Here is a 24750-nt window from a genome sequence, read left to right on the forward strand (position 1 = left end):
TTCCGCGCTGCCCCGACAATCAATCGCAGAGATCCAGGCGCATGGCGTAGGAAACGCCACCCACGCGGTTGTCGAGCTCTCGTTCGATGAAAAAGCCGAAGCGCTGGTAGAGGTGCAGCGCGGGGTTCTCGCGGCGCACGGAGAGCACGATGGCGGGATGGGTGCCGCGCGCGCGCTCGACGAGGCCACCGAGGAGCTCGGCGCCGACGCCTTGACCGCGGAAGGCGGGGCGCACGGCGATGGCGAGCTCCGGAACGTCGTCCGTCCATAGCTTCATGGGATGGGGCTCGCCTTGGCGCAGGCGAAGCCAGGCGGCGCCCATCCCGGGATCGGCGATCACGCCGAGATCGCCCGGCGCGCCGAAACCGGCGGCATAATCGAGCAACAACGGGTCGGTGCGAGCACGGTCCAGGCTCTCGGGGGATTCGTCCATGGAGGCGGCCAGCGCCAGCATCGTGAACAGGAACGGCTCGTCCGCCGCGGTGGCGTCGCGGATCACGCCATGGCCTTGGCGAGCAGCTCGTAGGAGCGCAGGCGCTTGTCGAAGTCGAACACGTTGCACACCACCATGAGCTCGTCCGCCCCGGTGCGCTCGGCGAAGGCAGCCAGATCCTGGGCCACGCGTTGCGGAGTGCCCACGAACGAGCAGGAGAGCACGCTCTCGAGCAGTGCCAGATCCGGCCCCGCGAGGGACTCGAGGAAGCCGGCCAACGGCGGGGGCAGGGGGCCCGGATTGCCGCGACGCAGGCGCAAAAAAGTTTGCGCCAACGAAGTCGCCATCCACCGCGCTTCGCTCTCGGAGTCGGCGACGATGGCGTTCACGCCCAACATCAAGTGCGGTTCGGCCAAGCGCTGGGAAGGGCGGAAGCGGCCCTTGTACGCCTCGATGGCGGCGTCCAATTGCGCGGGGGCGAAGTGGGACGCGAAGGCGTAGGGAAGGCCAAGGGCGGCGGCGAGGCTTGCGCCGTAGGTGCTGGAGCCGAGCATCCAGACCTCGACGTTTGCCCCCATACCGGGAACCGCGCGCACGGGTGCGGCTTCGCCTTCGAAGTAAGCCATGAGCTCGAGCACGTCGTCGGGGAAGGAGTCCACGCTGCCCGCGAGGGTGCGCCGAAGCGCCCGCATCGTCACCGGATCCGTGCCCGGCGCGCGACCCAAGCCGAGGTCGATCCTGCCGGGAAAAAGCGCTTCCAGCGTACCGAATTGCTCGGCGATCAGCAGCGGAGCGTGGTTGGGCAGCATGATGCCGCCGGCACCGATGCGCAGGCTGGACGTCGCCGCGCCCACGTGGCCGATGACCACGGACGTCGCCGCGCTGGCGATGCCGGACATGTTGTGATGCTCCGCCAGCCAATAGCGACGGAATCCGAGTTGCTCGACATGGCGTGCGAGGGTGGCCGTGTTCTGGAGCGCGGTTGCGACGTTCGAGCCCTCGACGATGGGCGCGAGATCCAGCGCGGACAGCGTGACCATGCGCGCAGCATGGAGCCACGATGTGCTGGCGCCAAGGGGCGCTCACCGCCTCCGTGTCACGCGTCGAGCTCCAACGCGCGCCACAAGTACCAGCTGGCCGCCGTGCGATAGGGCGCCCAGCGCTTGCCTCGCGCTTCGATCTCCGCCGCTGATGGCAGCTCCTTCTTGGCGAACACGCGCTGGAAACCCTTCTGGATCCCGTAGTCGCCGAGCGGCAGCACGTTGGCGCGCCCCAGGTTGAACATCAGGAGCATCTCCGCGCTCCAACGGCCGATGCCGCGGACCTCGGTGAGCGCCTCCACGACGGCGTCGTCTCCCATGCGGTGGACGGCCTTCAGTGTGGGCAGGCTTCCGTCCTTCGCTCGGCGGGCCAGGTCTTGAAGCGAAAGAACCTTGGAGCCCGAAAGTCCGGCGCTCCGAAGGCGCTCCGTGGAGGTCCGGAGCAAACGCTCCGCGGTCATCGGTGCGCGAAAGAGCCCTTTGACTCGAGCATGGATCGTGGCTGCCGCCTTGCCCGAGAGCTGTTGGTAAATGATGGCCTTGGACAGGGCGTCGAACAGACTTGCCGAGGCTTCGATCTCCATGCGGAACGCACCCACCTCGCCGATCACCCGCGCCAACTTCCGATCCGCTGCCGTGAGGTGCTCGAGCGCAAGCTCGGGATCGAAGGCGTAAGCGCCGCCTCGCTCGATGCCGAGCATCCGCCGCTTGGTGGACACCCCGCCCTCGGCAGAGAAGCCTCCGATCCTGCCGCCCGCGGCCACCACCCGATGACAGGGCACCACGATCGGAAACGGGTTCTTGCCCATCGCTTGCCCCACCGCTCGAGCCGAGCCGGGAGAGCCGACACGTTGGGCGAGCTCCCCGTAGGTGACGGTCTGGCCCGGAGGAACTTGGCGCGCCGCCTCGTAGACCCGTCGGTGAAACGGCGGCACGCCTTCAGAGTCGAGCGTTACCCGTGACAGATCCACGTCCTGCCCATGCAGCAGGGCGACGATGTCCTCCGCCACCTTCCGCACTCCGGGCGGCGGCTCGCCCTCGCGAGCACCCACATGGCGCCGTGCCAGGCGCCGGCGGGTCTGTGCATCGCTGGCTTCCGGGAGCTGCAAGCCTGTGATTCCGCTCGCGCTCCAGGCAATGCCACAGCGGCCAATCGCGGTGTCGAACAGGGCGTATCCCCTCACGCGCGCAACTCTAACAGCCGGTCCGGCCCAGAACTTGGGAGAAATTGCTCTCAAGCTCCGGCGGATCCGGCCGATCCGCGTGCTGTGATGCTCCAGCGCTCCATCGCCCAGTCCACTGAGGGCGGTCGGCCTCCGCACTGGAAGAGGGGCCCGCACCCCTGGATCTCCATCCTGGAGGACGGTCTCTACGCGCAGACCTACCCCACCACCGTGCACGACGAAGAGCTGCTCACCTTCGTGGCGGCGGTGGAGCACATGATCGGAAGCCGCTTCGAGCCCTACGCCTGGATCATCGCGGTGGACGGGCTACTCCACACCAACGCCGCGCAACGCAAGCACATCGCGGACCACGTCACGCGCATGCAGGCGCACGACGCTCGCTACTGCGCCGGTGGTGGCATCGTCGCGGCCACGGCCTTTGCCCGCGGTCTGGTCACCGCGGTGTTCTGGCTGAGCCCGCTGCCCTACCCGTATCGCATCCTCGGGAGCATCGCGGAGGCGGAGAGCTACGCCATCGATCAGCTCCGACTCCGCCGCTGACTTTGTCGGGCCGGCGCGGAAACGCCGGGACCGCGGCGGACCGACATCATTCTGGGAATGCGGTGGAAGGAGCGCGGCGTTAACCTCCGGCAATGACGCGCGTGGGCGGCTGGGTGGCGCGAGGCGCCGCGGGCTTCGCTGGGCTCGCCCTGTGGCTCGACGTCGCGCGGGCGTTCGCGGGGCGCGGACGGCCGGCGGAGTGGTGGCTGTCGTTCTACGGGGCGCCCTGGGCGGCGGCGGCATGGACGCTGGCGGCGGCGGCACTGCTCACCGCGTTCTCGCTCTGGCCCACCGCGCCGGAGTGGCGACGGCGGGCCACGCTCTCGGTGCTGGCCGTCGGTGCCGCGGTGGCGGTGTGGGACGGCGTGTCGTTCTATCGCGTGCTGGCCAGCGGCACGGTGCGGTCGTCGTGGCCCGTCCCTCTATCGGTGTTCGTCGCGGTCGGCCTGTTGCTCTTGTTCCGCAGTGTGCACCGCGGCGTCCCGGCGGCGCTGGAAGGCCGCACTGCGCGCGTAGCGTATGTGAGCGGCTTCGCGGGGACGGCCATCGTGTTGGCGGTCGGTCAGATGGTGTGCTTCGGCGCCACGGACTACCGTCGGGATGCGGACGCCGTGGTGGTGCTCGGTGCTCGCGTGTATGCCGACGGAACGCCGTCCCTGGCCCTCGCGGATCGCGTTCGCACGGCCAGTCGCTTGATGCTCGAGAAGCGCGCGCCGCTGCTCATCGTCTCGGGCGGACCCGGAGACGGCGGTGCCCACGAGACGGACGCGATGCGCACGCTGGCCATCGAGATGGGCGTGCCAGCATCGGCCATCGTCGTGGACCGCGACGGGATAGACACGGATCACACCGCGGACGACACCGCGCGCATCTTGCACCAGCGGCTGCCGGCGTCGGATGCACGCCCCACGGTGCTGGCCGTGAGCCACGGCTACCATCTGCCGCGGGTGAAGCTCGCCCTGGAGGGCGCAGGCCTCACCGCGTACACGGTGCCCGCCAAGGAAACGCGCACCCTGGTGCGCTTGCCGCTGTACATGGCGCGCGAGGTGATTGCCTTCTGGGCGTACACGTTGAGGACGACGTTGCCTCGCGTCACCGAGGTGCGTCCCCCGCCAGAATCGCGAGGGCCACGTCGTAGCGGCTCGTCGTGACTCGGCGCGCGAACATCAGCGCGATGCGACCATCCGAAAGCCGCCGCGGCTGTGGCTTTTCCACGTGCCCCAGGGCGTCCGCGGTCACGCGCTGCGCGGGGCCGAACGTGCCCGCCTCGGACAGATATCGACGATACACCGTGAGGTCCCCCGTAGCCCCCGGCGCGAGGTAGTAGACGTCCGCGCCCTCGTCCAAGCGCGCGATGGGAAACGCGTCGTGCACCGTGGTGGCTTCCGGAGCCACCGGGATCGCCTGCGTCCAAGCGCCGCCTTGGTGCAGATTGACGAAGGAGTGAAACGGGGTCGTGGTGGATCCCGTCTGGTGAGCGAGCACCCAAGTGCCTGCGTGGGTGGTGCCGGGGTGAGCGAGCACGCCCGGCACGGGCGGCGGCGCGGTGGGTGCGTCGGAAGGCGTGAAGCTCTCGCCGGTTCCGTGGGACACGTACGCGGCGGTCTGCGGCACGACCCACGCCATCAGCACGCTGTCGTCCGGCAATGCCGCGGCTTGAGGCCAGAACGGCACCTTGTCCACACCAGGCAGAGTCACCCACTCGGGCGAGGGGTTCGGCGAGTCCACCCGAGCGCGGTACATCCCCGTTCCCGTACCCACGCTGCCGGTGAAGTACAGCCAAGCGCCCTTCGAGGTGACCACGCCCGTCGCGTTCGAGGTCTTGTCCCAAGGCATGTTTTCCGGGGCGCTGGCGTCGGCAAGATGAACGACGCGCGTGCGCAACACCTGGGACTCGTCGAACGCGGCGCTGAAGGCGACCAGATCTTCGCCGTCTTGAAACGCGAACGCCGGCATGCACACGCCGTGGTCTTCCACCAGCGGGATCACGTCGGCCTCCACCACCTCGCGACAGCTACCGTCGGGTAGCGCGATGGGACACGCGGGGAGCGACGCCGCTGCTTTCGTCGAATCTCCGCCTGCGTCCGAGGCTCCGGCGTTCGTCCCTTGGGAAGACGAACAGCCCGCGACAAACAGCCAAATAATACCGTGTAATGCGTCGGTGAGCTTCACTTCGTGCTCGTAGCGCACACAGGACATGTCGGGCAAGGCGAGATGCGATCGAAGCGACGACGGATCGATCACGATGGGGTGAGAACATGAACTTGCGAGCGGTGGGTCTACTCTCGAGCTTGTTCGTGCTCACGGACCCCTTCTTCGTCACGGATGTCGGGGTGGCTGGCGGCTTCGAGCTCGCCTTCGACGCAGGGCAGCTGTCCTCACCGTGAGCTCACCGCCACACGAGGCGCGCGCTCACTTCGCCGACCGCGTGGCCCTCGCTCGTTCCCGTCCGCTTGTAGGGCGATCGAAACACGCTCACGCCCGGGACCTTGGCCAGCTCCAAGGCCACTCGCACGTAGGTGCTGGTCACCAAGGTGAGCCAGGCGGCCATCTCCTCCGGGACGCCGTGCATCACGACGACAAGCTCGGTGGGGGACACGCGCGTGGTCTCCATCCGAGCGAAGTCGTAGTAAGTGCCGGCCATGCGAGCGATGCCCGCGCCGATGGTGCCAGGGCGCAGCAGGCGCAAGAACACCCGGTACACGCCGCCGAGCTCGTGCTTGGCTTGCCACTCGGAGGCTCGAGTGACTTGCTGCTCGAAGCTGACGCGGGCGGCCCGGGCCGCGGCCGCGTCCAGCTCCAGCAACGGAAAGATGTCGTACCAGCCTCCGGCCAGGAAGCTCTGGCTGAAGAACGCGTGGACGTCATCGTCGCGGAGCTCGGCCAACACCGCCTCGGTACCTCCGGGGACCGTCGCGTCGTAGCACTCTCTCAGGCCGCGGTAGACGACCCCCTTGATGCAGAACGGTGGCTTGGCGTCCATCGATGGTCAGCAGGATATCAGCACATGACAAAGGCATCGATCGCGACTCTGGCTCTGTGCCTGGCTTGCTCCAGCGCAGGCACTGACATCGAGGATACCGACGGCGGCGCGGTAGAGGACGCGAGCGCGGTCGACCAGTGGGTGACTCCCGACGCGAGCCCGGGCTCGCGGACGTCGCTGCCGATCCCCGCATCCAGCATCGTGGCCGTGCAGTCCGCGGGCGGAATCGACATCGACAGCGCGCTGTTGGGGGACTCCACGTTGGTGTTCGAGCACTACGCCGACGAGAACCTGTCTTCGGGAACGCTGATGAGCGTGGTGGTCGAAGCGAACGGCTTCAGCGCCCCCAAGCCGATGCTGCTCGGCAGCGCGAACCTCTACGGCGGTCCGTCCGCTGTCGGTGCTCATCTGTACTACGTCGAGGCGGCCTGGCTCACCTCCGCTGGGAAGCTATTTCGGCGGACGTCTGCCGCTCCCGAGACCGTCCAGATGCCGGAGCCCTTCGCGCTGATTTCCTGGCCTCAGGTGCGTGAGTTGAACGACGGCACTTTCGTCGTGGCGTATCGAGACATGCAGAGCGTGGTCAAGCTGGCGTTCAGCGCGGACGGTCTCGCCTTCGGCTCACCCGTCGAGCTTGGGCCTCCGGGTGCAATGGCCAAGGTGGCCCAGATGGCGGACGACACGCTGGTCTTCAGCTACCAGAAGGAAGTCGCACCCATGCTCTCGTACTATCGCCTGTCCGGCCATCAGAAGCAGTGGACGGAGCCGGCGCTCGTCACCGAGAGCAGCCCCAACGTTCACGATACCAATCCCTACCGTCGGGCCGACGGGCGCATCGACCTCTATTACATCTATCCCATCGATCCGATTGGCTTCTCCCTCTGGCGACGCTGTGTGAAGCCGGATGGCTCCCTGGGACCCGAGGAGCAAGTGGTGGAGACGACCTGGGGCAACCTCGCCAAGCCTCATGCCCACCGACTGCCCTCCGGAGCCACGCTGCTGACCTTCGTGGATCAAAACCAAGGGCACCGGCTGTCCGCGACCACGATAGTGGGAGACGCGAGCTGTCCGTGAATCGGGTACGGTGCTTGCTTGAGACGTCGGAGTCCGGCGGTGGATCCGCTGATATGGCTCGTAGTGCGTACCGTGGGCTACGGTCGGGGGACGAACCGGAGTTCACCGTGCGCTCGAAGGAGATGTCGATGTTGCGTTCCTGCTTGGCTTTCGTGCTCGTTCTGACCCTCGCACCCGTGGCTTTGGCCCAACCCGCAGAACCCGAACCGGCGGAGCCTCCTGCGCCCGCCGAGCCACCGCCCCCACCGCCACCGCCTCCTGCTGCCACTCCCGCGCCGGCGCAGCAACAGCCTGCGCCGCCAATGCAGCAACAGCCCCCGCCACCCGCGTATCCAGCGCCCGCCTACGGCTACCCGCCGCCCGTCTACGGACCGCCGCCTCCCGTCGCGCCAGCGCAAGACACCAGCGCGTATCGCCACGACGGCTTCTATCTACGCTTCGGCCTCGGTGCCGCCTACGGTGCGGTGAAGTCCAAGGGGCAACTGCTCGGGACCGACGCGGAGGTCAGCTACACCGGCTGGGGTCCCGCCTACGAGCTCTTGATCGGCGGCACCGTCGGCAGCGGTGTGGTGCTCGGCGGCGGTCTACTGGGTCAAGACATCAAGAACCCGGACACCAGCGTCACCGTGGGACAAGGCGTGTCGACGTCCAAGGTGCAACAAGACGGTACTCTGGGTCTTGGCACCCTCGGCATGTTCGTGGACTGGTTCCCCGACGAGACCGGCGGCGCCCACGTTGGCGCCATGCTGGGCCTCGGGATCATCGGCCTCAACGGCGACAATGGCGATTCGAATCCCGGGATCGGCGGCGCCCTCATGGCGGGTTACGACTTCTGGGTCGGCAAGCAGTGGTCCCTGGGTCCGGAGGCGCGGGTGGTGTTCGCCAAGCAAAGCCGTGACCTCGGCAGCGACACCCTGGACGACACCGGCGTCGGTTTCCAGCTCGCCTTGAGCGTCCTCTACCACTGACGTCAGAGGCCCGTCAGACAGTCGAACCGGGCCAAGCCGATGTGAGACTGGCTGATGGGCTCGCCGTCGCGCCAAGCCACCAGTACGCTCCGCTCGTCGGGCGAACCGATCACGGAAAGGTGACCGAAGAAGCCCGGCTCGATGACGGCCTGAGTCTTCAGTGCGTCGTTCTCGATCACGCTGACGGTGAGGTCCGGAGGGTTGTTTGCCGGATCGTTACCCCAGGCCACCACCAGGCGATCTCCCAGCGCCGCGGTGTCGAGGCCGTCCATCGGCACATCGGTCGGGGCGCTGAGACTCCACGGCCCCTCGATCTTGCCGGCCTCGAGATCGGCGCGCAGGTATTGGATGGGCTCCACCACGCCACCGCTCGCCGTGCGCCACGTGACCCACGCGCCCTTCGGGTGAGGCGCGACGGAAACTTCGGCGATGGGCGTGTCACCTTCGACGCTGGTCAGCGGCGTGATGGCGCCGTCCGCGCCCACCCGCACCACGTCCAGTCGGGTCGCGCCGTTGGCCGCCGCCGAGCAGCCCACCGGCGGCGCCGTAGGCTCGTTGGCGAAGGCAACGAGCCAGCCGTCTTGATAGGGCGCCGCGTCCGCTACGTTCACGCCCAGGCCGCAGGCGAGGACCTGCTGGCTGGCGCTCATGCCGTTGACGATGTGCGCCGACAGCATCATGCCGCTGCTGACGCCTACGAGATGGAAGCCTGGCGGACCTTCGGCCGCGAACAGCGGAACGCCGTCGTTGCCGAGCGGCAGGACCTCCCCCAGCCCGTCTGCATTGGGATCCACTTCCGGAGCAAAGAGCACGAGGCCGCCGCCGAGCCTGGGTGCCATGGCGAAGCGACCGTTGTCGCTCTTCGCCACGGGGTACTTGTAGAGGGCCGGATCCGACAAGGCCAACCGCACGGGGGCAATTGCGTTGCCCGTCCATGGCTGCCAGGGCGAGAACGTGGCGTGACGGATGCTGTGCTGCCCGATCGCTTCCGCGCGCTCGAACACGACCGTCACGTCGCTACCATCTCCCGTCGCCACCAGCGCGGGTTCCGTGTCCTCACTGCCGGGCGCATGCTCCACACTGGCGAAGGGAGTCTGCACCAAGAGCTCGTCACAAGAGCTCGGGTTGCCCCCGAAGCCACCGCCCACGCCGCCGGATCCACTGGTCCCGGCAGTACCCCCGAGGCCGCCGCTGCCGGACATTCCCGCCGTGCCCCCCAACTCCAGCAAGCGTGAGCGCGAGCCACATCCCGTCGCCAACAACACTGCGAAAAGACAAGCGAGCTCGCGCATGACTCGGTGGTAGCGGCGGCATGGAAGCGGGGCAAGTGATGTCGAGCACTGCGGAGTGGCGTACTCTCGGACAATGGTGCGTAGCTCTCCCGCGGTTGTCATCGCTCTCCTGCTGCTCCTGCCCGCATGTGGCGGCGATGACGTCTCCAACGCCAACACGGGTGGCAGCGGCGGCTCCGCTGGCGGTAGTGGGGGAAGCAGCAGCGGTGGCAGCGCCGGGTCGGGCACCGGCGGTGTTGCAGGCGGCGGGACCGGTGGCAGCACGTCGACGTGCGCTGGCCCCAAGCCCGGGCCGGACAACACCGGCGTACCAAAGGGCGTCACGCTCACGCCCAGCGGCTCCATCAAGGTGGAACAAGACGGCGCCGTGATCGAAGGGCTCGACATCACGGGGGAGGTGACGGTGCTGGCGGACGACGTCACCATCCGCAACTGTCGGATCACCAGCGGCGACTACTACCCGATCCGCTACTTCGACAACGACAACGTCGGTCTGCTCGTCGAAGACACGGAGATCATCGGCACGAATGGTGACGTCACCTCCGGCATAGCCTTCGCCAACTACACCGCGCGCCGGGTGAACGTCCACGGCGGCGCCGACGGTCTCAAGGCGGACGCCAACGTGCTCATCGAGGACAGCTGGATCCACGACCTCAGCAACGGCCCCGGCGAGCACAACGACTGCGTGCAGTCCACCGGCGGCAAGGGTGTCACCATTCGCCACAGCACCTTGGAGGGCGCCAGCAACGCCGCCGTGCAAACCGGCGACGAAGGCGCCGCCACGGAAGACCTCACCATCGAGTGCAGCTGGCTTTCGGGTGGCGGCTACACCTTGAACATCCGCGGCACCGGCGCCACGGTGCCCAAGAACACCAAGATCATCGACAACCGCTTCAAGGACGACTCGGCCTACGGCCCCTGGACCATCGACGACCCGAACCCCACCGTGACGGGCAACGTGTGGGACGACACCGGCGCCCCGATCCCCTATCCGTAGCTACTCGTCTTCGCCGCGCACGTGGTGCTGTTCCGCGCGCCGCGATTCGTCGATCACGCGCTCGAACACCCGCCGCACCATCGGCGCCCGCAGCGGCTCCGGCGCCACGCGAATCAGTCGGTCGATGACCTGCCGTTCGCGCTCGGGATCGTACACCGCGATGCGCTGCTCGCGCTTCAAGTCGCCGACGGCCAGCACCTTGCGCACCCGGTCCGCGAGCAGCTCCAGCAGGCGATCGTCGATGGCGTCGATCTCGCGACGCAGAGCTTCCAGGCGTTCGTCGGACATCGTGGCGCCATCGTAGATCAGCGCGTGCGCGATGTCCCCGCGGCGATCCAACAAAACCCTCGGACCTGTTCATTTGATGTTGGTTCGCCGCGGAACCGAGCGCGGCACGGAGTAGAGTCCATGCCATGGTCCTGGGCCCTGCGACACACCGGCGCTTGTGCAGGCTGCGAGACTTGCTCGCGGAGCCGAGCGAAGCGCGGAGCTACCGGCAGCTCGCGGACAGCGTGGGGCTGTCCCCCTTTCACGCCATCCGACAGTGCGAGGCACTGTTCGGGCAGACGCCCCACCAGCTCCGCACGGCCTTCCGCCTGGCCCACGCGCAGCGGCTCTTGGCGCTGGACGCGCAGCCGGTGACGGAGGTGTGCCTTGCCGTCGGCTACCAGAGCCTGGGCGCGTTCTCGTCGCTGTTCAAGCGGCACTTCGGCGTGGCGCCCACGGAGTGGCGGCGCCGGGTGCGGACGCAGGTGCCGGTGATGGGCGACGTTCGTCGCGTGGTGCACCCGGGCTGCCTCGAGCTCATGGCGTGGCTGCCCGCCGCAGCCTTCCGCAATTTCGAAGAAGCGTGAGCGCCACCGTGGTGGCTAGAGTGCGGCCCGAAGGGAGCAGCGAGTGAAGATCCTTCTGATGAGCATCATGGTGGACGACCAGGACAAGGCGGAGCGCTTCTACACGGACGTGCTCGGCTTCAAGAAGCACACCGAGTTTCCCATGGGGGAGTACCGCTGGCTCACGGTGGTGGCACCGGACGGCCACCCCGACGTGCAGCTGTCTCTGGAGCCGAACGCGAACCCGGCTGGCAAGGCGTTCCAGCAGGCGATGATGGACCAAGGCATTCCCGTCGCGGCGTTCGAGTCTTTGGACATCGAAGCGGACGTGGCCCGCCTCAAGGAGCATGGCGTCGTGTTCACCAAGGAGCCATTCGCTGCCGGTCCGGTGACCATCACCATCTTCGCTGATGGCTGCGGCAACTTGATTCAGCTGTACCAACCCACGGGCTGAGCCTTCACCCGCAGGAGTCCGACTCGCAGCCGGTCTCCGACTGGCCGTCCTGGTCGCAGCGACCGGGAGCGCAGGCGATGATGCGACACGCGCCGTCGAAGCAGCCCGCGCTGGCCACGCCCTCCCCTTTGCAGGCGTGGCCACAGAAGCGGCAGTTGTCAGCGTCCGTCAGATCCGTCTCGCAGCCATTCGCTGGATCCAGATCGCAGTCGCCGCGCCCCACAGGGCAGCTCATGCGTTGGGCGTCTTCGGGTGCATCTGCCGCCGCGACGGCCGGAGCCGCCCGGGGCTCTGCGGCGTTGCCCGGGCTGCACCCCGAGCCGAGCGCACTCATCCCGCACAAGAGCATCGCTGCACCGAGCCTCATGACAGCTTTCGACACCCGTGAAAGCCAGTCCTTGGCCTCCGCGGAATCGGGCGGCGCTCCATTCCTCAGCTGGACGCCCGCCTCGACTGCGCGAACAGTGTGCGGCACACACCATGCTGCGGGGATCCGTTCGATGCTCAAACTGACTGCGATGCTCCTGGGAACTGCCTTTTTGTGGTCTGTCTCAGCCTGCTCCTCGAGCTCAGGGGGGGCGACGCCAAGCAAGGACGGCGGCCACGAAGGGAGTGCCGGAAGCGATGGAGGCGTGCCCGCCGACGGCGGCGGCGACGGTGGCTCCAAGGACGGCTCGATCTCTCCCGACGGTGGACCCGTGGATCCGGGTCCGCCTCGCCTGCTCCACTTCAGGATCGAGGAGTCGAACCCCACGCGGGTGTCGTTCGACAGCAGCAAGCCCATCGCAGCGACCACTACGACGGGCTTCACGGTCAGTGGGAAGACGATCTCCGCCGTCACGATCAACACGGGCAGCAAGACGGGGCATTACTTCACCGTCGCGTCTCCCTTCAGCTACTGGGACAACGCGACCATCCGCTACGAGGGCGGCAGCGACCTGACGGACGAAGAGAGCCAGGCGCTGTACCCGTTCACGCTGGAGTACGTCTCCAACGCCATCCCGGAGCCGGCCGCGAGCGCTCACACGTACTACGTCTCGACGTCGGGCAAGGACAGCAACGGTGGCACCTCGACGAGCGCACCCTTCGGCACCGTGGCGAAGGCGCTGAGCGTGGCGACGGCCGGCACGACGATCTACGTGCAGGCGGGCCTGTACCCAGTGACGGGGTCGATCTCGCTGCCCAGTGTCGGCACGCCCTCTGCGCCCGTGAAGATCGTCGGCTACCAGAACACGCCGGGAGACATCAGCACCAACTACTACAGCTACTCCTACGGCAGCGCCGCACCTGCGCTGGACAGCAGCAAGATGCCCTTGTTCGACGGCGGCGGCGGTACGTTCGCGATCTTCTTCGGCGGCCAGGGCGACGACTACGTGATCTATCGAAACCTGCAGTTCGCCAACGCGGGCTCGGGTATCCGCGCGTATCGCTCGAAGGGTGTCGTCATCGACAACTGCAACTTCAAGGAGTTCGGTGACGGAACCGGCGATGGCTCCGCCATCGAGCTGGACATTGGCGACGAAGGCTCCGTGTACGACGACTCGTTCTACAGGGTCGAGAACAGCTACGCCCTCAACGCCGGCATGGGCAACATCGTGCTGTATGGCAACCACAACCTGGTGGAGAGCTGCCACACCTACTGCGACAACACGACGGACGCCTACGACGCGACCGGTGTGTCCGACTACTACATCACCCTTCGCGGCTCCGACAACATCGTGCGCAACAGCAAGGCCGAGCGGCGCGACGGCGTGGCCGCCGCTGCATCGGGGCACGGTATCGGCGTGAAGTCGGGCGAGGCAACGACCTTCACCGAGAGCTTCCACAATCTGTTCGAGCACGACTACGTCATCGGCTGCAACGAGGGGCTCTACACGCGAAACACCAACGCCGATCACAACGTGTTCAAGGACTGCGAGATCGGCGGGCTCGGTACCGCCGCGGGCACGAGCTACGGCGTGAACGGCAACGGCATCACGTTCCAGACCGACACCAAATACAACGTGGCCGAGCGGATCTACGTTCACGACGTAAAAGCGGCGATCTTCTACGACAACAACCGCTACGAGGTCTTCACGGGTGCCGACATCGTCGGCAACGTGGTTCGAAATAGCATCATTTCCGACAGCGCCTGGGCCTTCCGCTACGGCTCGAGTGGAACGGAAAACACCCCGACGCTCTCGGACAATCGCATCGAGAACTGCACCTTCGATAACGTCGACAGCTTCTACTATTCCGAGAGCGTGGTCTGGACTTCCATCAGCGGGAACCAGTTCGTGAACGGCATCTTCAACGGCGTGTCGTCCATGGAAACCCCGAACGGCTGGAGCTTCGACCACAACGCGTTCAACGGTTCGGCGGCACAGGGATCCAACGCCCTCAGCCAAGACCCGTCGTTCAGCGGTTTCTACGTGCCCGGTGTCGCGCTGCCAGGTGTGCACATCGATGGGATCGAGTACGACTTCAACGGCGCCCGGCGGCTGGACCCGCCCCAGATGGGCGCCGTAGAAGTGCCGTAGTCGTCAGTCCAAGCCGATCTTCCGGAAGTAGGCGGCGCGCACGCGTTCTTCCAGTTCAAAGGCGAAGGCTTCGGCGAACGGCTCGCCGCGCGCGCAGTCGTGGCGGGACCTGGTCGTCATGCGGTCTACGTGGTGACCGAGCTCGTGCAAGAACACGTGCAGCAGTAGGAACGCGCGGGCCGTGCCCCTCGTGAAGTGCACGAGGGCGCCCTCTGCATGGGGCTCGGTCTCCACGCCGAGACGTTCGAAAATGCCGGCGTGCGCACGCACGTACTCCGCGTCGCGGTCCACCACCAGATCCCGCTCGAACGCGCAGATGGCGATGACCCGCCCGGCCGCGTAGTAGCCATCGCAATCCCCGCCTTCGTCCAGGATCACGGCGGAGAGTCCTCGGGACAGCTCCGCCCAGTCGGGGATCAGCTCGATGAAGGCTTCCACGTCCCGTTTCCGCACTACGTGCCGGTGTCCGCGCCCGGGACGCAGCACGTCGATGACGATGTCCGGCAAGCGGGTGTTCCAGTAGCTCGGGGTTTCTCTGATTCTGTTCTGCGGTTGCACGCGTCCATGGCGAACGCGTGGCCTCGCACGCCGTCCGAAGGTGTGCATGAGGACCTCGAATCCAGCGAGGGCAGCCTCGCGGCGACGTTCCCGTCCGAGCGAGGCAAGAAAGAGCTCAGGGCTGCGCTCTCGCAGCCGGAGGCCTGCGCCAGCTCCGCGATTGCGAGCGCGCAGGAGTACGTGATGGCCGCACGAAGCGGCCGTGAGGCCACGCCGTTAGCTGGAACTGGACGCTGGCCGGTGAGCGAGCGTCAGGAAACGGTGCGCTGGATTCATCATCACGATGCCGCGGCGTCTACCACCTCAACCGCGGTCGTGCAACAGCCACTGCTCGAGCATCGCTTCGTGCGTCACGCTCTCGCGCTCGCCCATTTCGATCGTAGCTCGGACGAGCTCCGGGCGGGTGTAGTCCCAACGCTCCACGGGGACGGGCTCGGTGGGCGCGACGTACAGGCGCTTGCCCTGCGCGCCCGTCGCCTCCGCTGGGTACGGCCGGGTGAGCAGCACCACGCTGCGCCGGACGGTGGGCTCGGATTCGGCGACGAACGCCGGCGCGCTGTCCACCAGGCCGCCGTCGAGCAGCGCCTCGGAAGCGAAGCGGCCGATGGGCGTGAAGGGCGGCGTCGCGCTGGACGCGATGATCAGATCGGCGACCTCTTCGGGCGTCTGGCACTTGCGCGCGTCGAAGATGGCCGGTGAAAAGCCGAGACGCCGCGGCAACCGTGGATGGATCTCGCCGGGCCACAGCCGCTTGCCGAGAGAATAGGCACCGAGGCCGAGGGCTACGGCGCCGGTGGCGGGCAACAGACGCGGAAAGCGACTCGTGATCACGAGCACCGGGAACGGCTGCGCGCGCAGACGTTCCAGACCGCCCTCCCGCATGCTGTGGATCACCGTGTCGCGATAGATCGGTGCGTGGGGGGTGGGCCGCTCGCCCCGGAGCAACCGCCGCCACTCGAAGTTCTTGGTCACGTGGCGCCGCCGCGCGAGCCAGAACCGATGCGTCGTTTCTTGTCGCTCACTCAGCAAGATGACGGCGACGCACGCGCCCGCGCTGCACGCCGCGATCACCGCCGTGCGTGGCAGCAGCCGCTCCGCCCAGCGGTTCATGAGCCCGAGTTGGTAGAACGCGCGATTGCCGCCCCCCGCGAAGACGATGCCGAGATCACGGCTCACCGCGCCTCCATAGCATGGCGCGGTGTTTCCGCGGCGGACCAACAAACCCTGGAACCTCTGGATTTGGGTGTTGCCTCGCCGCGGAAACGCCCCTCAGCGGATCTCCGTGGGGCAGCCGGCGGCGACCTGCACTTGAACCACGTCGCCGCTCTTCAGTTCGTCACACGCGGGGCCGACGATGTCGATGGTGGTGTCGTCCGTCCACACCCAGCCATCCACGTCGCTCTGGGGCACGACCTTGGTGTCGAAGTACACGTTCACGAGATCGGGATCCGGTGGAGCCTCTCCCAGCTCCACGGTGCAGCTGACGGCGATCTTCACGCCGATCGCCTTGAGCGTCTGCGTGAGATTGTCGGAGTCCGTCACCGGGTAGTACTTGGGGCTCGTGGGACGATCCGTGAGGCCGGCAACGGCGAGGGCATCGAGCACGGAGGCGTAGGGTGTGCTGCCCGGCATCCCCACGACGTAGGTCTTGATGCCGGCGTTGGCGAGCACCGTGACCGCCGCCACGGCAGCGAGACCGTCCAGGCAGTTGAGGCCGGCGCCTTGGATGAAGCTCTCGTCACAGCAGTTGAACGACGGCGTGCACGCCACGCCGCCGATGGACGCGCCCTCGATGTTGGGGATGCACGCGTCCGCGGTGCAGCTGGTGACCAGGTTGCAGTTCGGCCCGCCATCGGTTGCGAGCACCACGTTGGTGTCTCCGGGTAGGGCGGTGAGCGTAGGGGTGAGCGCCTTGATCGTGTCGGTCGTGGGTGTGCCGCCCTTCGGTGCGAAGGACGCCAAGGTCGCCAGCAACGCCGTGAGCACGGGGCCATCCTTGCCCTGCTGCAGGTAGCTCGGGGGATCCCCCTGCTGAGTGGGGAACACCTGCTTGCCCACGCCGCAACCGTTGCCGCTGTCGGTGCCCGGAAACAACGCCGCGCCGACGTTCACTCGGTGGCCGATGGCGCGCATCACGCTGCCCAGTGCGATGCGCGCGTTCTCGTACTTGTCGTACGCGCTTCCCGGGAGCTTTTCCGCCATGCTGCCGGAGCGATCCAGGATGAAGTACAGGTTCGGCCGCTCGATGATCACGGGGACGATGGTGTTGCCGCATAGCGGAGGACCGTCGCCGCTCGCGTCGATGGTGGGCAGAGTGCCACCGGTGCCGGAGTCGGGCTCGACGGCTTGAAAGGGCGGCGGCCGGCGCTGGGAGCTACACGCTGCCGCGATGGCGATGGCGACGGCGAGGGCGGCCCAACGACGCATGACCCGGGAAGCTTAGCAGGCGCGGACCGCGGGCGCGGGCGCGGGTATACTGCAGCAATGCCTCGACAGCTCTGGGTGGCGCTGGTCGCCGTTTGCAGCATTGGCTGTGGTTCGTCGGACGACCCGGCGGGGACTGGAGGTGCTGGTGGCAGCGCGGGCGCGTCGGGCAGTGGCGCTGGGGGCAGCGCTGGTGCGTCCGGGAGCGGCGGAGGCAGCGCAGGTATGGCGGGCAGCAGTGGAGCTGCGGGCGGGACCTCGACGGGCGGGAGCGCGGGAGCCGCCGGAGCCGCGGGGGCACCCAATGGGAGCATGCAGTTCGTGGGCGACTTCGAGACCGGTGATCTCTCGGTGTGGTCCTTCTCCGGCAACGACACCACCCACGTCATCGACTCGCCGGTGCGCAGCGGGAGCTACGCGGCCCAAATGCTCGTGAGTCCGAGCGACGCGGTTCCGTATCGCTCCGAGCTCACTGCCAAGAGCGACAAGGGCACCTTCTACGATGGCAAAGAGTACTGGATCGGTGTGAGCTTCCAGATCGTGGACTGGGGCGCCGATCTACCGTCCTGGGCGACGCTGTTCCAGACCCACGCCACGCCGCACCCGCTCCCTGGCGGCGGGGGGGCCGACTGGACCTGCAACGCCGGCAAGAACTCCATAACCGTGACGACGAGCGGCGATCAGATGGCGCTGAACGTGGTGGTGGATCCCGATCAAAGTCAGCTGCCGGGCACCGCGGCGATCGCCACCAAGGTCTGGTCCGAGCCATTCAAGGTGGGCGTTTGGTACGACTGGGTGTTCCACTACCGGCCTTCCACGCAGGCGGATGGGATCGTGGAGGCATGGCGGAACGGCGAGAAGATCTACTCGCACACGGGCGCCAACAGATTCGTGTTGGACAACTGCAACCTTCCGGCCACCCCCCAGACCTACATGAAGGTCGGCATCTACCGAGACAAGGCCAACACTTCCACGCAGATCCTGGACTACGACGAAGTGCGTATCTTTGCCGGCAGCAACGGCTACTCCGCCGTCGCGCCGAAATAGCGTCAGCGGTCGCCGCTGGTCAGCGGGGTGTGCCCGCCGCCGTGTCCTTGCCCGCCGCCCTTGGGGGAGACGCCGCCGCGGCTCGCGGCGCGACCGTGGTGTCCGCCCTCCGTGACCTCGATGTCACCGGCCTCGAGCAGCTTCTTCACGGCGGGGTGCTCCAACGCGTCGTCGCGAATGTCGGCGCGCCGAGTGGGGCCCAGGAACAACGTCTTGCCTCCGGGCAGATGGATCCGAAGCGGACGACGTGTCTTGTTGATGATGGCCTTCATGATGGGGAATCACTGCCACATGCGGGCTCGCGGCGCGAGAGCATCGATGCCCGATGACGGGGTTTGTCGACGCCCACATGGACGCTACGGTGCGTGGCCATGGCTCGATGGGTTCGCGGGGCCGCCATGGCGGCATTGGTATGGGCTTTTGGGGGATGTGGCGGCGGAGCTCTGGAGCCGGCGGCCCCGACATCCGGAGCGCCACCTCGGAGCACCCCTCCGCCGGCCATGACGTCGGCTCCCACGCCTGCGTCGGCCAAGGCGCCGGCAAGGCTGGTGCGCGACCGGGTGGTCCGGCCGCTGGCGGCGGATCGAGTGAAGACGCGCTACGACGTGAAGTACACCGAGAAGACCGTCGTGCTCGACGCCGCCGCGGCGAGCGCGCTCCGAGGCACAGACGCGAAGAATCACGTCTATCGTTTCGATCGCGCCGGCTTGGGGGACGTGGCGTCGACGCTGGCGCCGGGCAAGGTACTGCTGATCCCCGGCAAGGCGTTGCGCACCGTGGACGAGGTGCGCGAAGAAGGCGAGCAGCTGGTGGTGAAGACCTCGTATGCCTCCTTGGCCGATGCCATCGACAGCGGTCACCTCGGCTGGGACGCGCATCTGAGCTTCGACCGAGCGCACGCTCTCACCTTCCGCGATGGGGCCGGAGGCGAGCACCGTGTCTTGCTGCGTGATGCCAAGCAAATGCTCGCAGCACCCGCGGATCCCGGATTGGTACCGGATGGACCCATCCCATGGTCGTTCGAGGTTGGGCCCATGACCTACGAGTTCGCTGTCGAACCCAAGGACGGAGAGGTCAGCATCGCGATCAAAGCCATCAAGAAGCAAGGGCCCAAGGCCAAGCTCGCCTACACGGCGAAGGGCACCTTCCGCAACGTCTACGTCAAGGCGGAAGGCACCTTCGAGGGTAGCAAGGTCAAGAGCCTGACCTACGACCAACCAGAGCTGCAGGGGGACGTGACCTTGAGCATCGCCGCGGCGGGAGCGGGCCTCGGCAAGATCGAGTTTCCGTTCCCCAGTGCCATGTTCGACTTCGTCGTGATGGTGGGACCGGTGCCGATCACCATCAAGGTGGGTGCCAAGCTGATCGGCAACATCACCGTTCCGGCGAAGGCGTCCGCGACGGCCAAGGCCAACTTCCGGTTCAGCTCCAGCTCCGGGTTTCAATACACCGGCTCGGACGTGGACGTGAAGGGCAACATCGGCAACCTGGAGTTCAAGCCGGACCCGTTCGACTCCGCCGCCATGATCGGCATACCGGTGGACGCGCAGTGGGGCGTGGCGTTTCCGCGCATCTCCGTGAGCGTCTTCGATTCTCTGTTCGTGCCGTACATACACACGGGTGTAGTCGTCGGCTCCGCGCTCAAGTGGGGGCCGATCTGCAAGTATGGCTACGTGAAGTACGTGAGCGAGGTCGGCTATGACTTCAAGATCTTCGGCGTCACGCTGAAGAAGGACAAAGTGAAGATTGCCGAACGCGAAGAACGCGCGCCGAAGGGCGGTTGCCCGAAGAAGAAATAGTCCCCGCAAGGTTGACAGCGCCCCGTGCGAGCTGGTTCGGTGGAGAGTCGATGCGACATCTGACACCCATCATCATCCTGCTCGTCGTGGGCTTGCTCGCGTGCAAGGGCGTGAAGGAGAAGCTCACCGGCGGTTCCGCGCCGAGCGCGTCGGCCGGCGTCGCTCTCGCACCCTCCAGCTCCGCGCCCGTGGCGGGTGGCGAAGATGCAGTTCCGGCGCCGGAATCTCCCCAACCGCGCCCGCTGAAAGTCGGCCAGTTCGTTCGCTACAAGGTCACGGAAAATGGTGACGAGCGGGAGTTCTCCTACTCCGTCATTGGTGCCGAGGGGGACGCTCACTGGATCCAGGTGATCACGGAGAAGAGCGGCCGCCGCGTGGTGATGCAGCTGCTGCTGGCGATTGGCGATCGCACCGATCCGAAGAGCGCGAAGCTCCGCGGTCTGAAGATGAAGGCACCGGGCCTCGGCGTGCGTGAGTTCCGCGGCGCGAGCCTGGCCGCGATGAGGAAGCAGGTGGACCTGGGAATGAGCGAGCTCACGGTCCCGGGGCTCACCGGGCTGAAGCAGGAGGACGTGACGGTACCCGCGGGCACTTTCAAGAGCTGCTACACGCGGGACACCACCACCACGTTCCTGGGCATCACCGCGAAGCAGCGCCAGTGGATCCACACGCGCGTGCCCATTCTCGCGTTGGTGAAGAGCAAGGCGCTGGACAAGAACTACCAGATCGAGCTCGAGGAATACGGCGAGACCGGCGCCAAGGACGAGCTCGGTTAGACGAGCATCGTGCCCTTCACCGACCTCTCACGCATGCTGGTCCTCTCCGATCAGTGCGGCACGGTTGCACCTTGCTGTAGTGGGAGCCGCGCTGGAGCCTTCTGATGCACCGTTCTCAGCGAGCGTTGGGCGAGTCCTGCGCATTTGAGCATTCCGGCGGTTGTCCCACGCGGCGCGCGGGGGCAAGAAGCTTCCATGGACCGAACAGGCAGATGCTTGTGTGGTGGCGTCGTCTTCACGGCGAAAGGGATGACGGGCAAGGGCAGTGCGTGCCACTGCGACATGTGCCGCCGCTGGGGGAGCGGGCCTTGGATTGGCGCGTCCGCCCAGGCGCTCGAATACGAGCAGCAGCAAACCCTCGGCACCATCCAGTCCTCTGCCTGGGCAGAGCGCGCCTTCTGCAAGAAGTGCGGCTCGAGTCTCTTCTATCGAGTGACGGCCGAGGGCAAGTACCAGGGCCTGACTTCGGTGGCCGTCGGCGCGCTGGACGACCAGACCGGAATCACCATCACGCGAGAGACGTTCATCGACAAGAAGCCCGAGTGCTATGCCCTCGAAGGCGACCGGGAGCGCGTTACCGAGGCGCAGGTCTTCGCCATGTTTGGCGGCGGGTGACGAACCTCGTGCCTATCGAGATCAGCTTGCCGAGCGCATGAAGCGAGTTGCCGTTCCGGGCTGACGGTGGTTCCGCGGCGGACCAACAATCAACCGTCAGCAGGGTTTTGTCGGTGCGGCGCGAGCACGGCTCTTTCGATCATTAGCGGGGATCCAGACTGCGCGTTATCGTCCCGCCGATGACCCGCGACAGAGTGATCGAGATCGCCGTGGCGCTGTGTGCGCTGGTGGCGGGCTTGGTGCTGCTGGCGGGGATCACGGACGTGCATCGGCGTGCGGCGCCGAGCCTGGTGACGGTGCCGCCGCCGCCGGCTTCGGTAGAGCGGGACAGCGCGCTGACGGTAGCGGTGACGCACGCGGGGGGCGCGGTGAGCGGCGCGGAGGTGCGCGTGTTCTGGGAGCGGGGCGGGCGCTACTACCTCGCGGGGCAAGGGCGCACGGGGAGCGACGGACGCGTGCACATTGGCGAGCTGCCGCGGGGCGTGGTGTGGGTGCTGGCGGAAGCGCCCGGGCTCGCGCGCACCTCCACGCAGCTCGCGCTGGACGGCAGTGAGCGCACGGCGGAAGTGACGCTGCTCGCAGCTTCCGCGTTGGCGGTGACGGTGACGGACGAAGAAGGCACGCCGCTGAACCACGCTACGGTGCTGGTCACGGCGGCGGATCCGTTGCCTTTCGGCGCGCTCACGTCGGCGGAGGGCATTGCGCGCTTCCTGCGCGTGGGGCCATCGCCCTGGACGGTGAAGGCATCGGCGCGGGGTTACGAGTCCGTCACGCGCTCGGGGGTGACGGGAGACACGACGCTGGCGCTCCGACGTTTGGGCTCGCTCACGGTGCGCGTGGAGCTGCCGAGCGGCAAGCCCGCGGTGGGCGCCACGGTGGTGATCGCGGGCTCCGGGCTTTGGCCCGCGCGGCGCACGGAGACGGACGTCAGCGGAGATGCGCGCGTTTCCGGGCTGGTAGCGGGCAACTACGACGTGAAGGCGTCCCTCGGGAACCTGGTGAGCGACACGGTGTTCGGCATCGCGCTGGAGCGGGGCGACGACACTTCCATCACCGTACAGCTGATGGCCGGGCGCACCGTGGTGGCGCTGGTGACGGACGGCGAGGAGGACGACGCGCAAGGCGTGGCGGACGCGGACGTGGTGCTGGTGGAGGGCGGGGTGAGCTCCTTCCCCTTGCGCGGGCGTACGGGATCGGACGGACGCGTGGAGCTCGGGCCCATCGGTCCGGGGCCGGCGACCTTGTCGGCGAGCGCCGAGGGCTTCGTGGCGGCATCGCCGGTTCTCGTACCGGAGCCGCTGGAAAATCCAGTGCGCATCCCGCTCTTGAAGGGCGCCACGCTGGAAGGCGAGGTGGTCGATACCAAGGACCGCCCGGTGGACGGCGCCACGGTGGAGGTGATCGGGACGGACATGCACGGCCTGCCCATCGCCGAGACCCCGATGACGGCGGCGCTCCGCCGCGCGCACTTCGACTGGGCGCTGCCGGGGCCGCAGCCGCTGATCCCGGCGGGGGAGCTGGGCGTGATGCCGGGTCCCATCCCGCCGATCCCGCAGGCTTGGGACAGCACCGGTGGCGTCGACGATTGGGCGCTCGCGCCGGGGCCGTCACCCTTCGAGCTGTCGGACAACGTGGAGCAGTGGGTGACGCTGCTCGACGGAACCTTCAAGGCGAGCCCGGTCACGCCGGGGCGCGTACGCGCGCTGGTGCGCCACCCTGCCTACGTGGAAGGCGTGAGCGAGCTGGTGACGTTGGCCCCCGGTGGTAGCGCCAAGGTGAAGGTGGTGCTGCTCTCCGGCGGCACGCTGGAGGGCAAGGTGGTGGACGCCTCCGGGCGCGCGGTGTCCGGCGCGCGGGTGGATCTCACGGCGGTGCAGGGCACGCTGGAGCGCACCACCATCACCGCGGGCGACGGCAGCTTCGCCTTCGCGGCGGTGCCGGAGCAGGTGATCCTGGGAGTGGCCCGGCCGGACGACTTGAGCCGCATCGTGGTGCGCAAGACGGTGGACGTGACCGAGGGGGAGCGCTCCACGGTGGAGATCGAGCTGCCCGAGAAGCGCGACGCCCTGCGCATCGTGATCCGCGACGAAGACGGCCAGCCGCTGGATGCGGCGCAGGTGACGGTCACGTCCTTGGAGTCCGGCTCGCCGCTGCGGCAAACCGCGTTCACCACGGACAACGGCGTGGTGAGCATCGACGACGCGCGCGGCATGCAGCTCGCGATCACGGTGGAGGTGCCGGGCTTTGCGCGGACCACGCGGCAGGTGCAAAACGCGCCGGAAGAGATCGTGATCGAGCTGTCCCGCGGCGTGATGGTCGCGGGTCGCGTGACGTCGGTGCATGGACGCCAGTACCTGGAGGGCGCCATGGTGACCGTGGTGAGCGAAGGGCGGCGCCTGGTGGGGCGCACCGACGCCGAGGGCCGCTATCGCATCAAGGACGTGTCCCCGGGAGCGGTTCACGTGGTGGTGAGCCACCCGGAGCTCGCGACGGCGGAGCTGGACGCGACCGTGGAGCGCACCGGGCGGGCGGATCGCGCCTTCGAGCTGCCCGACGTGGACCTCACCGAAGCCGCCACCGTGGAGGGCGAGGTGGTGGACGCCAAGGGCAATCCCGTGAGCGGTGCGCGCGTGGGGGTCGGCATGGTGCCGGCGTACCTGCCGACGGGCGCATTGCCGGCGGGCATGGTGGTGACGGACATCAAGGGGCACTTCAGCTTGAGCGGAGTGTCGCCCGGCAAGGTGACGCTCTCGGCCTACGCACCGGACGTGGGCCGCGGCAGCGCCAGCGCGGAGGTGAGCGCGGGCCGCCCCACGACGGGCGTGCGCATTCGGCTGTCCGAGCGCGAGCCGGACGACGACCCGACGGTGGGCGGCAGCATCGCGATCACCCTCGGCGAGCGGGGCAGCGGCGACGACGTGGAAGTGGTCGTCGTGCAGGTCGCCGCCGGCAGTGAAGCCGAGCGCGCGGGGCTCCGCCCGGGCGACGTGATCTACGCCGTGGATGGCGTGGACGTCACCGGCATGCGCGACGCCCGCGCGCGTCTCTCCGGGCGACCGGGCTCCGACGTCGTGATCGAGCTTTCGCGCGGCGCCGTCCGTGTCACCCGCGAGCAAGTGCGGCGTTGACCCGATCGCGTGGATCGGGGTTTGCGATCGATGCGATCGGATCAGCCTCGGATCGATGGGGGGTTGTCGGGATTTTTCCGATGGCC

General features: G+C 67.6%; 25 protein-coding genes. 13 read left to right on the plus strand and 12 right to left on the minus strand.

Going from position 1 to position 24750, the window contains the following annotated elements:
- Window positions 1–19 precede the first annotated feature (19 nt).
- The 3 genes from H6717_36500 to H6717_36510 are packed head-to-tail and all read right to left on the minus strand — an operon-like array spanning window position 20 to window position 2657.
- Window positions 20–499 (minus strand): GNAT family N-acetyltransferase, encoded by a 480-nt coding sequence (locus tag H6717_36500; GenBank protein ID MCB9582596.1) that lies wholly within the window; start codon window positions 497–499, stop codon window positions 20–22.
- The gene (locus H6717_36505; GenBank protein MCB9582597.1) at window positions 496–1473 is read right to left on the minus strand and encodes an LLM class flavin-dependent oxidoreductase; all 978 of its coding nucleotides are present in this window, start codon (window positions 1471–1473) and stop codon (window positions 496–498) included. The genes H6717_36500 and H6717_36505 overlap by 4 nt, the downstream gene beginning before the upstream one ends.
- Window positions 1474–1529: 56 nt before the next feature.
- The gene (locus tag H6717_36510; protein MCB9582598.1) at window positions 1530–2657 is read right to left on the minus strand and encodes a methylated-DNA--[protein]-cysteine S-methyltransferase; all 1128 of its coding nucleotides are present in this window, start codon (window positions 2655–2657) and stop codon (window positions 1530–1532) included.
- 87 nt (window positions 2658–2744) lie between these two features.
- On the opposite strand from H6717_36510, the gene H6717_36515 reads away from it, so the two are divergent.
- Window positions 2745–3197, plus strand: coding sequence for a hypothetical protein (locus H6717_36515; protein MCB9582599.1), 453 nt, complete (start codon window positions 2745–2747; stop codon window positions 3195–3197).
- Between the two features lie 92 nt (window positions 3198–3289).
- Window positions 3290–4348: a YdcF family protein gene (locus tag H6717_36520; GenBank protein MCB9582600.1), complete on the plus strand. Its 1059-nt coding sequence runs from the start codon at window positions 3290–3292 to the stop codon at window positions 4346–4348.
- On the opposite strand, the gene H6717_36525 is transcribed toward H6717_36520, so the two are convergent.
- Window positions 4290–5369, minus strand: a complete 1080-nt coding sequence (locus H6717_36525; protein MCB9582601.1) for a hypothetical protein — start codon at window positions 5367–5369, stop codon at window positions 4290–4292. The genes H6717_36520 and H6717_36525 overlap by 59 nt on opposite strands.
- 217 nt (window positions 5370–5586) lie before the next feature.
- Window positions 5587–6180, minus strand: a complete 594-nt coding sequence (locus tag H6717_36530) for a hypothetical protein (protein MCB9582602.1) — start codon at window positions 6178–6180, stop codon at window positions 5587–5589.
- Window positions 6181–6204: 24 nt separating this feature from the next.
- On the opposite strand from H6717_36530, the gene H6717_36535 reads away from it, so the two are divergent.
- Both H6717_36535 and H6717_36540 read left to right on the plus strand, forming a co-directional pair.
- Window positions 6205–7254 (plus strand): hypothetical protein, encoded by a 1050-nt coding sequence (locus H6717_36535; GenBank protein MCB9582603.1) that lies wholly within the window; start codon window positions 6205–6207, stop codon window positions 7252–7254.
- A 128-nt stretch (window positions 7255–7382) separates the two neighbouring features.
- Window positions 7383–8222: a hypothetical protein gene (locus H6717_36540; protein MCB9582604.1), complete on the plus strand. Its 840-nt coding sequence runs from the start codon at window positions 7383–7385 to the stop codon at window positions 8220–8222.
- Between the two features lie 2 nt (window positions 8223–8224).
- On the opposite strand, the gene H6717_36545 is transcribed toward H6717_36540, so the two are convergent.
- Entirely contained in the window at window positions 8225–9514 is a 1290-nt protein-coding gene (locus H6717_36545) for a hypothetical protein (protein MCB9582605.1), read from the minus strand.
- A 73-nt stretch (window positions 9515–9587) separates the two neighbouring features.
- Between H6717_36545 and H6717_36550 the strand changes: the two genes are divergently transcribed.
- Window positions 9588–10511 carry a hypothetical protein gene (locus H6717_36550; GenBank protein MCB9582606.1) on the plus strand — a complete coding sequence of 308 codons (924 nt, stop codon included), beginning with the start codon at window positions 9588–9590 and terminating at the stop codon, window positions 10509–10511.
- Here H6717_36550 and H6717_36555 read toward each other — a convergent pair whose 3' ends face one another.
- On the minus strand, window positions 10512–10799 hold the full coding sequence (locus H6717_36555) for a chorismate mutase (protein MCB9582607.1): 288 nt from the start codon (window positions 10797–10799) through the stop codon (window positions 10512–10514).
- Window positions 10800–10924: 125 nt separating this feature from the next.
- On the opposite strand from H6717_36555, the gene H6717_36560 reads away from it, so the two are divergent.
- Complete coding sequence (locus H6717_36560) at window positions 10925–11365, plus strand: helix-turn-helix domain-containing protein (GenBank protein MCB9582608.1); 441 nt, start codon at window positions 10925–10927, stop codon at window positions 11363–11365.
- Between the two features lie 43 nt (window positions 11366–11408).
- Window positions 11409–11798 (plus strand): VOC family protein, encoded by a 390-nt coding sequence (locus H6717_36565; protein MCB9582609.1) that lies wholly within the window; start codon window positions 11409–11411, stop codon window positions 11796–11798.
- 4 nt (window positions 11799–11802) lie between these two features.
- Here H6717_36565 and H6717_36570 read toward each other — a convergent pair whose 3' ends face one another.
- Window positions 11803–12165 (minus strand): hypothetical protein, encoded by a 363-nt coding sequence (locus H6717_36570; GenBank protein MCB9582610.1) that lies wholly within the window; start codon window positions 12163–12165, stop codon window positions 11803–11805.
- Between the two features lie 265 nt (window positions 12166–12430).
- Here H6717_36570 and H6717_36575 point away from each other — a divergent pair, with 265 nt between their 5' ends.
- Window positions 12431–14317 (plus strand): DUF1565 domain-containing protein, encoded by a 1887-nt coding sequence (locus H6717_36575; GenBank protein MCB9582611.1) that lies wholly within the window; start codon window positions 12431–12433, stop codon window positions 14315–14317.
- A 3-nt stretch (window positions 14318–14320) separates the two neighbouring features.
- Here the strand turns inward: H6717_36575 and H6717_36580 are convergent, their stop codons facing one another.
- The 3 genes from H6717_36580 to H6717_36590 form a co-directional block, all read right to left on the minus strand.
- On the minus strand, window positions 14321–14824 hold the full coding sequence (locus H6717_36580; protein ID MCB9582612.1) for a hypothetical protein: 504 nt from the start codon (window positions 14822–14824) through the stop codon (window positions 14321–14323).
- Between the two features lie 354 nt (window positions 14825–15178).
- Window positions 15179–16051: a patatin-like phospholipase family protein gene (locus H6717_36585; protein ID MCB9582613.1), complete on the minus strand. Its 873-nt coding sequence runs from the start codon at window positions 16049–16051 to the stop codon at window positions 15179–15181.
- A gap of 93 nt (window positions 16052–16144) precedes the next feature.
- The gene (locus H6717_36590; GenBank protein MCB9582614.1) at window positions 16145–17302 is read right to left on the minus strand and encodes a VWA domain-containing protein; all 1158 of its coding nucleotides are present in this window, start codon (window positions 17300–17302) and stop codon (window positions 16145–16147) included.
- A 57-nt stretch (window positions 17303–17359) separates the two neighbouring features.
- Here H6717_36590 and H6717_36595 point away from each other — a divergent pair, with 57 nt between their 5' ends.
- Window positions 17360–18346, plus strand: coding sequence for a heparin lyase I family protein (locus H6717_36595; GenBank protein ID MCB9582615.1), 987 nt, complete (start codon window positions 17360–17362; stop codon window positions 18344–18346).
- A gap of 2 nt (window positions 18347–18348) precedes the next feature.
- Here the strand turns inward: H6717_36595 and H6717_36600 are convergent, their stop codons facing one another.
- On the minus strand, window positions 18349–18618 hold the full coding sequence (locus H6717_36600) for a hypothetical protein (protein MCB9582616.1): 270 nt from the start codon (window positions 18616–18618) through the stop codon (window positions 18349–18351).
- A gap of 228 nt (window positions 18619–18846) precedes the next feature.
- Between H6717_36600 and H6717_36605 the strand changes: the two genes are divergently transcribed.
- The 4 genes from H6717_36605 to H6717_36620 all read left to right on the plus strand — a co-directional run bounded on the left by H6717_36605 (window position 18847) and on the right by H6717_36620 (window position 24664).
- A complete protein-coding gene (locus H6717_36605; GenBank protein ID MCB9582617.1) occupies window positions 18847–20145 on the plus strand; it encodes a hypothetical protein in 1299 nt (432 codons plus the stop codon).
- Between the two features lie 50 nt (window positions 20146–20195).
- Entirely contained in the window at window positions 20196–20921 is a 726-nt protein-coding gene (locus tag H6717_36610) for a hypothetical protein (GenBank protein MCB9582618.1), read from the plus strand.
- Window positions 20922–21116: 195 nt separating this feature from the next.
- Window positions 21117–21536, plus strand: coding sequence for a GFA family protein (locus H6717_36615; GenBank protein ID MCB9582619.1), 420 nt, complete (start codon window positions 21117–21119; stop codon window positions 21534–21536).
- Window positions 21537–21715: 179 nt separating this feature from the next.
- Window positions 21716–24664, plus strand: a complete 2949-nt coding sequence (locus H6717_36620) for a carboxypeptidase regulatory-like domain-containing protein (protein MCB9582620.1) — start codon at window positions 21716–21718, stop codon at window positions 24662–24664.
- The last annotated feature ends 86 nt before the right edge of the window (window positions 24665–24750 follow it).

This window comes from Polyangiaceae bacterium (assembly GCA_020633235.1).
Lineage (GTDB): Bacteria > Myxococcota_A > Polyangia > Polyangiales > Polyangiaceae > JACKEA01.

Bases quoted from the DNA above. Each gene is read 5' to 3' on its own strand.
- H6717_36505 (MCB9582597.1), bottom strand. From the start codon at position 1,473: ATGGTCACGCTGTCCGCGCTGGATCTCGCGCCCATCGTCGAGGGCTCG.
- H6717_36590 (MCB9582614.1), bottom strand. From the start codon at position 17,302: ATGCGTCGTTGGGCCGCCCTCGCCGTCGCCATCGCCATCGCGGCAGCG.
- H6717_36555 (MCB9582607.1), bottom strand. From the start codon at position 10,799: ATGTCCGACGAACGCCTGGAAGCTCTGCGTCGCGAGATCGACGCCATC.
- H6717_36550 (MCB9582606.1), top strand. From the start codon at position 9,588: ATGGTGCGTAGCTCTCCCGCGGTTGTCATCGCTCTCCTGCTGCTCCTG.
- H6717_36515 (MCB9582599.1), top strand. From the start codon at position 2,745: ATGCTCCAGCGCTCCATCGCCCAGTCCACTGAGGGCGGTCGGCCTCCG.
- H6717_36530 (MCB9582602.1), bottom strand. From the start codon at position 6,180: ATGGACGCCAAGCCACCGTTCTGCATCAAGGGGGTCGTCTACCGCGGC.
- H6717_36595 (MCB9582615.1), top strand. From the start codon at position 17,360: ATGCCTCGACAGCTCTGGGTGGCGCTGGTCGCCGTTTGCAGCATTGGC.
- H6717_36520 (MCB9582600.1), top strand. From the start codon at position 3,290: ATGACGCGCGTGGGCGGCTGGGTGGCGCGAGGCGCCGCGGGCTTCGCT.
- H6717_36615 (MCB9582619.1), top strand. From the start codon at position 21,117: ATGGACCGAACAGGCAGATGCTTGTGTGGTGGCGTCGTCTTCACGGCG.
- H6717_36610 (MCB9582618.1), top strand. From the start codon at position 20,196: ATGCGACATCTGACACCCATCATCATCCTGCTCGTCGTGGGCTTGCTC.
- H6717_36545 (MCB9582605.1), bottom strand. From the start codon at position 9,514: ATGCGCGAGCTCGCTTGTCTTTTCGCAGTGTTGTTGGCGACGGGATGT.
- H6717_36540 (MCB9582604.1), top strand. From the start codon at position 7,383: ATGTTGCGTTCCTGCTTGGCTTTCGTGCTCGTTCTGACCCTCGCACCC.
- H6717_36570 (MCB9582610.1), bottom strand. From the start codon at position 12,165: ATGAGGCTCGGTGCAGCGATGCTCTTGTGCGGGATGAGTGCGCTCGGC.
- H6717_36600 (MCB9582616.1), bottom strand. From the start codon at position 18,618: ATGAAGGCCATCATCAACAAGACACGTCGTCCGCTTCGGATCCATCTG.
- H6717_36560 (MCB9582608.1), top strand. From the start codon at position 10,925: ATGGTCCTGGGCCCTGCGACACACCGGCGCTTGTGCAGGCTGCGAGAC.
- H6717_36535 (MCB9582603.1), top strand. From the start codon at position 6,205: ATGACAAAGGCATCGATCGCGACTCTGGCTCTGTGCCTGGCTTGCTCC.
- H6717_36605 (MCB9582617.1), top strand. From the start codon at position 18,847: ATGACGTCGGCTCCCACGCCTGCGTCGGCCAAGGCGCCGGCAAGGCTG.
- H6717_36620 (MCB9582620.1), top strand. From the start codon at position 21,716: ATGACCCGCGACAGAGTGATCGAGATCGCCGTGGCGCTGTGTGCGCTG.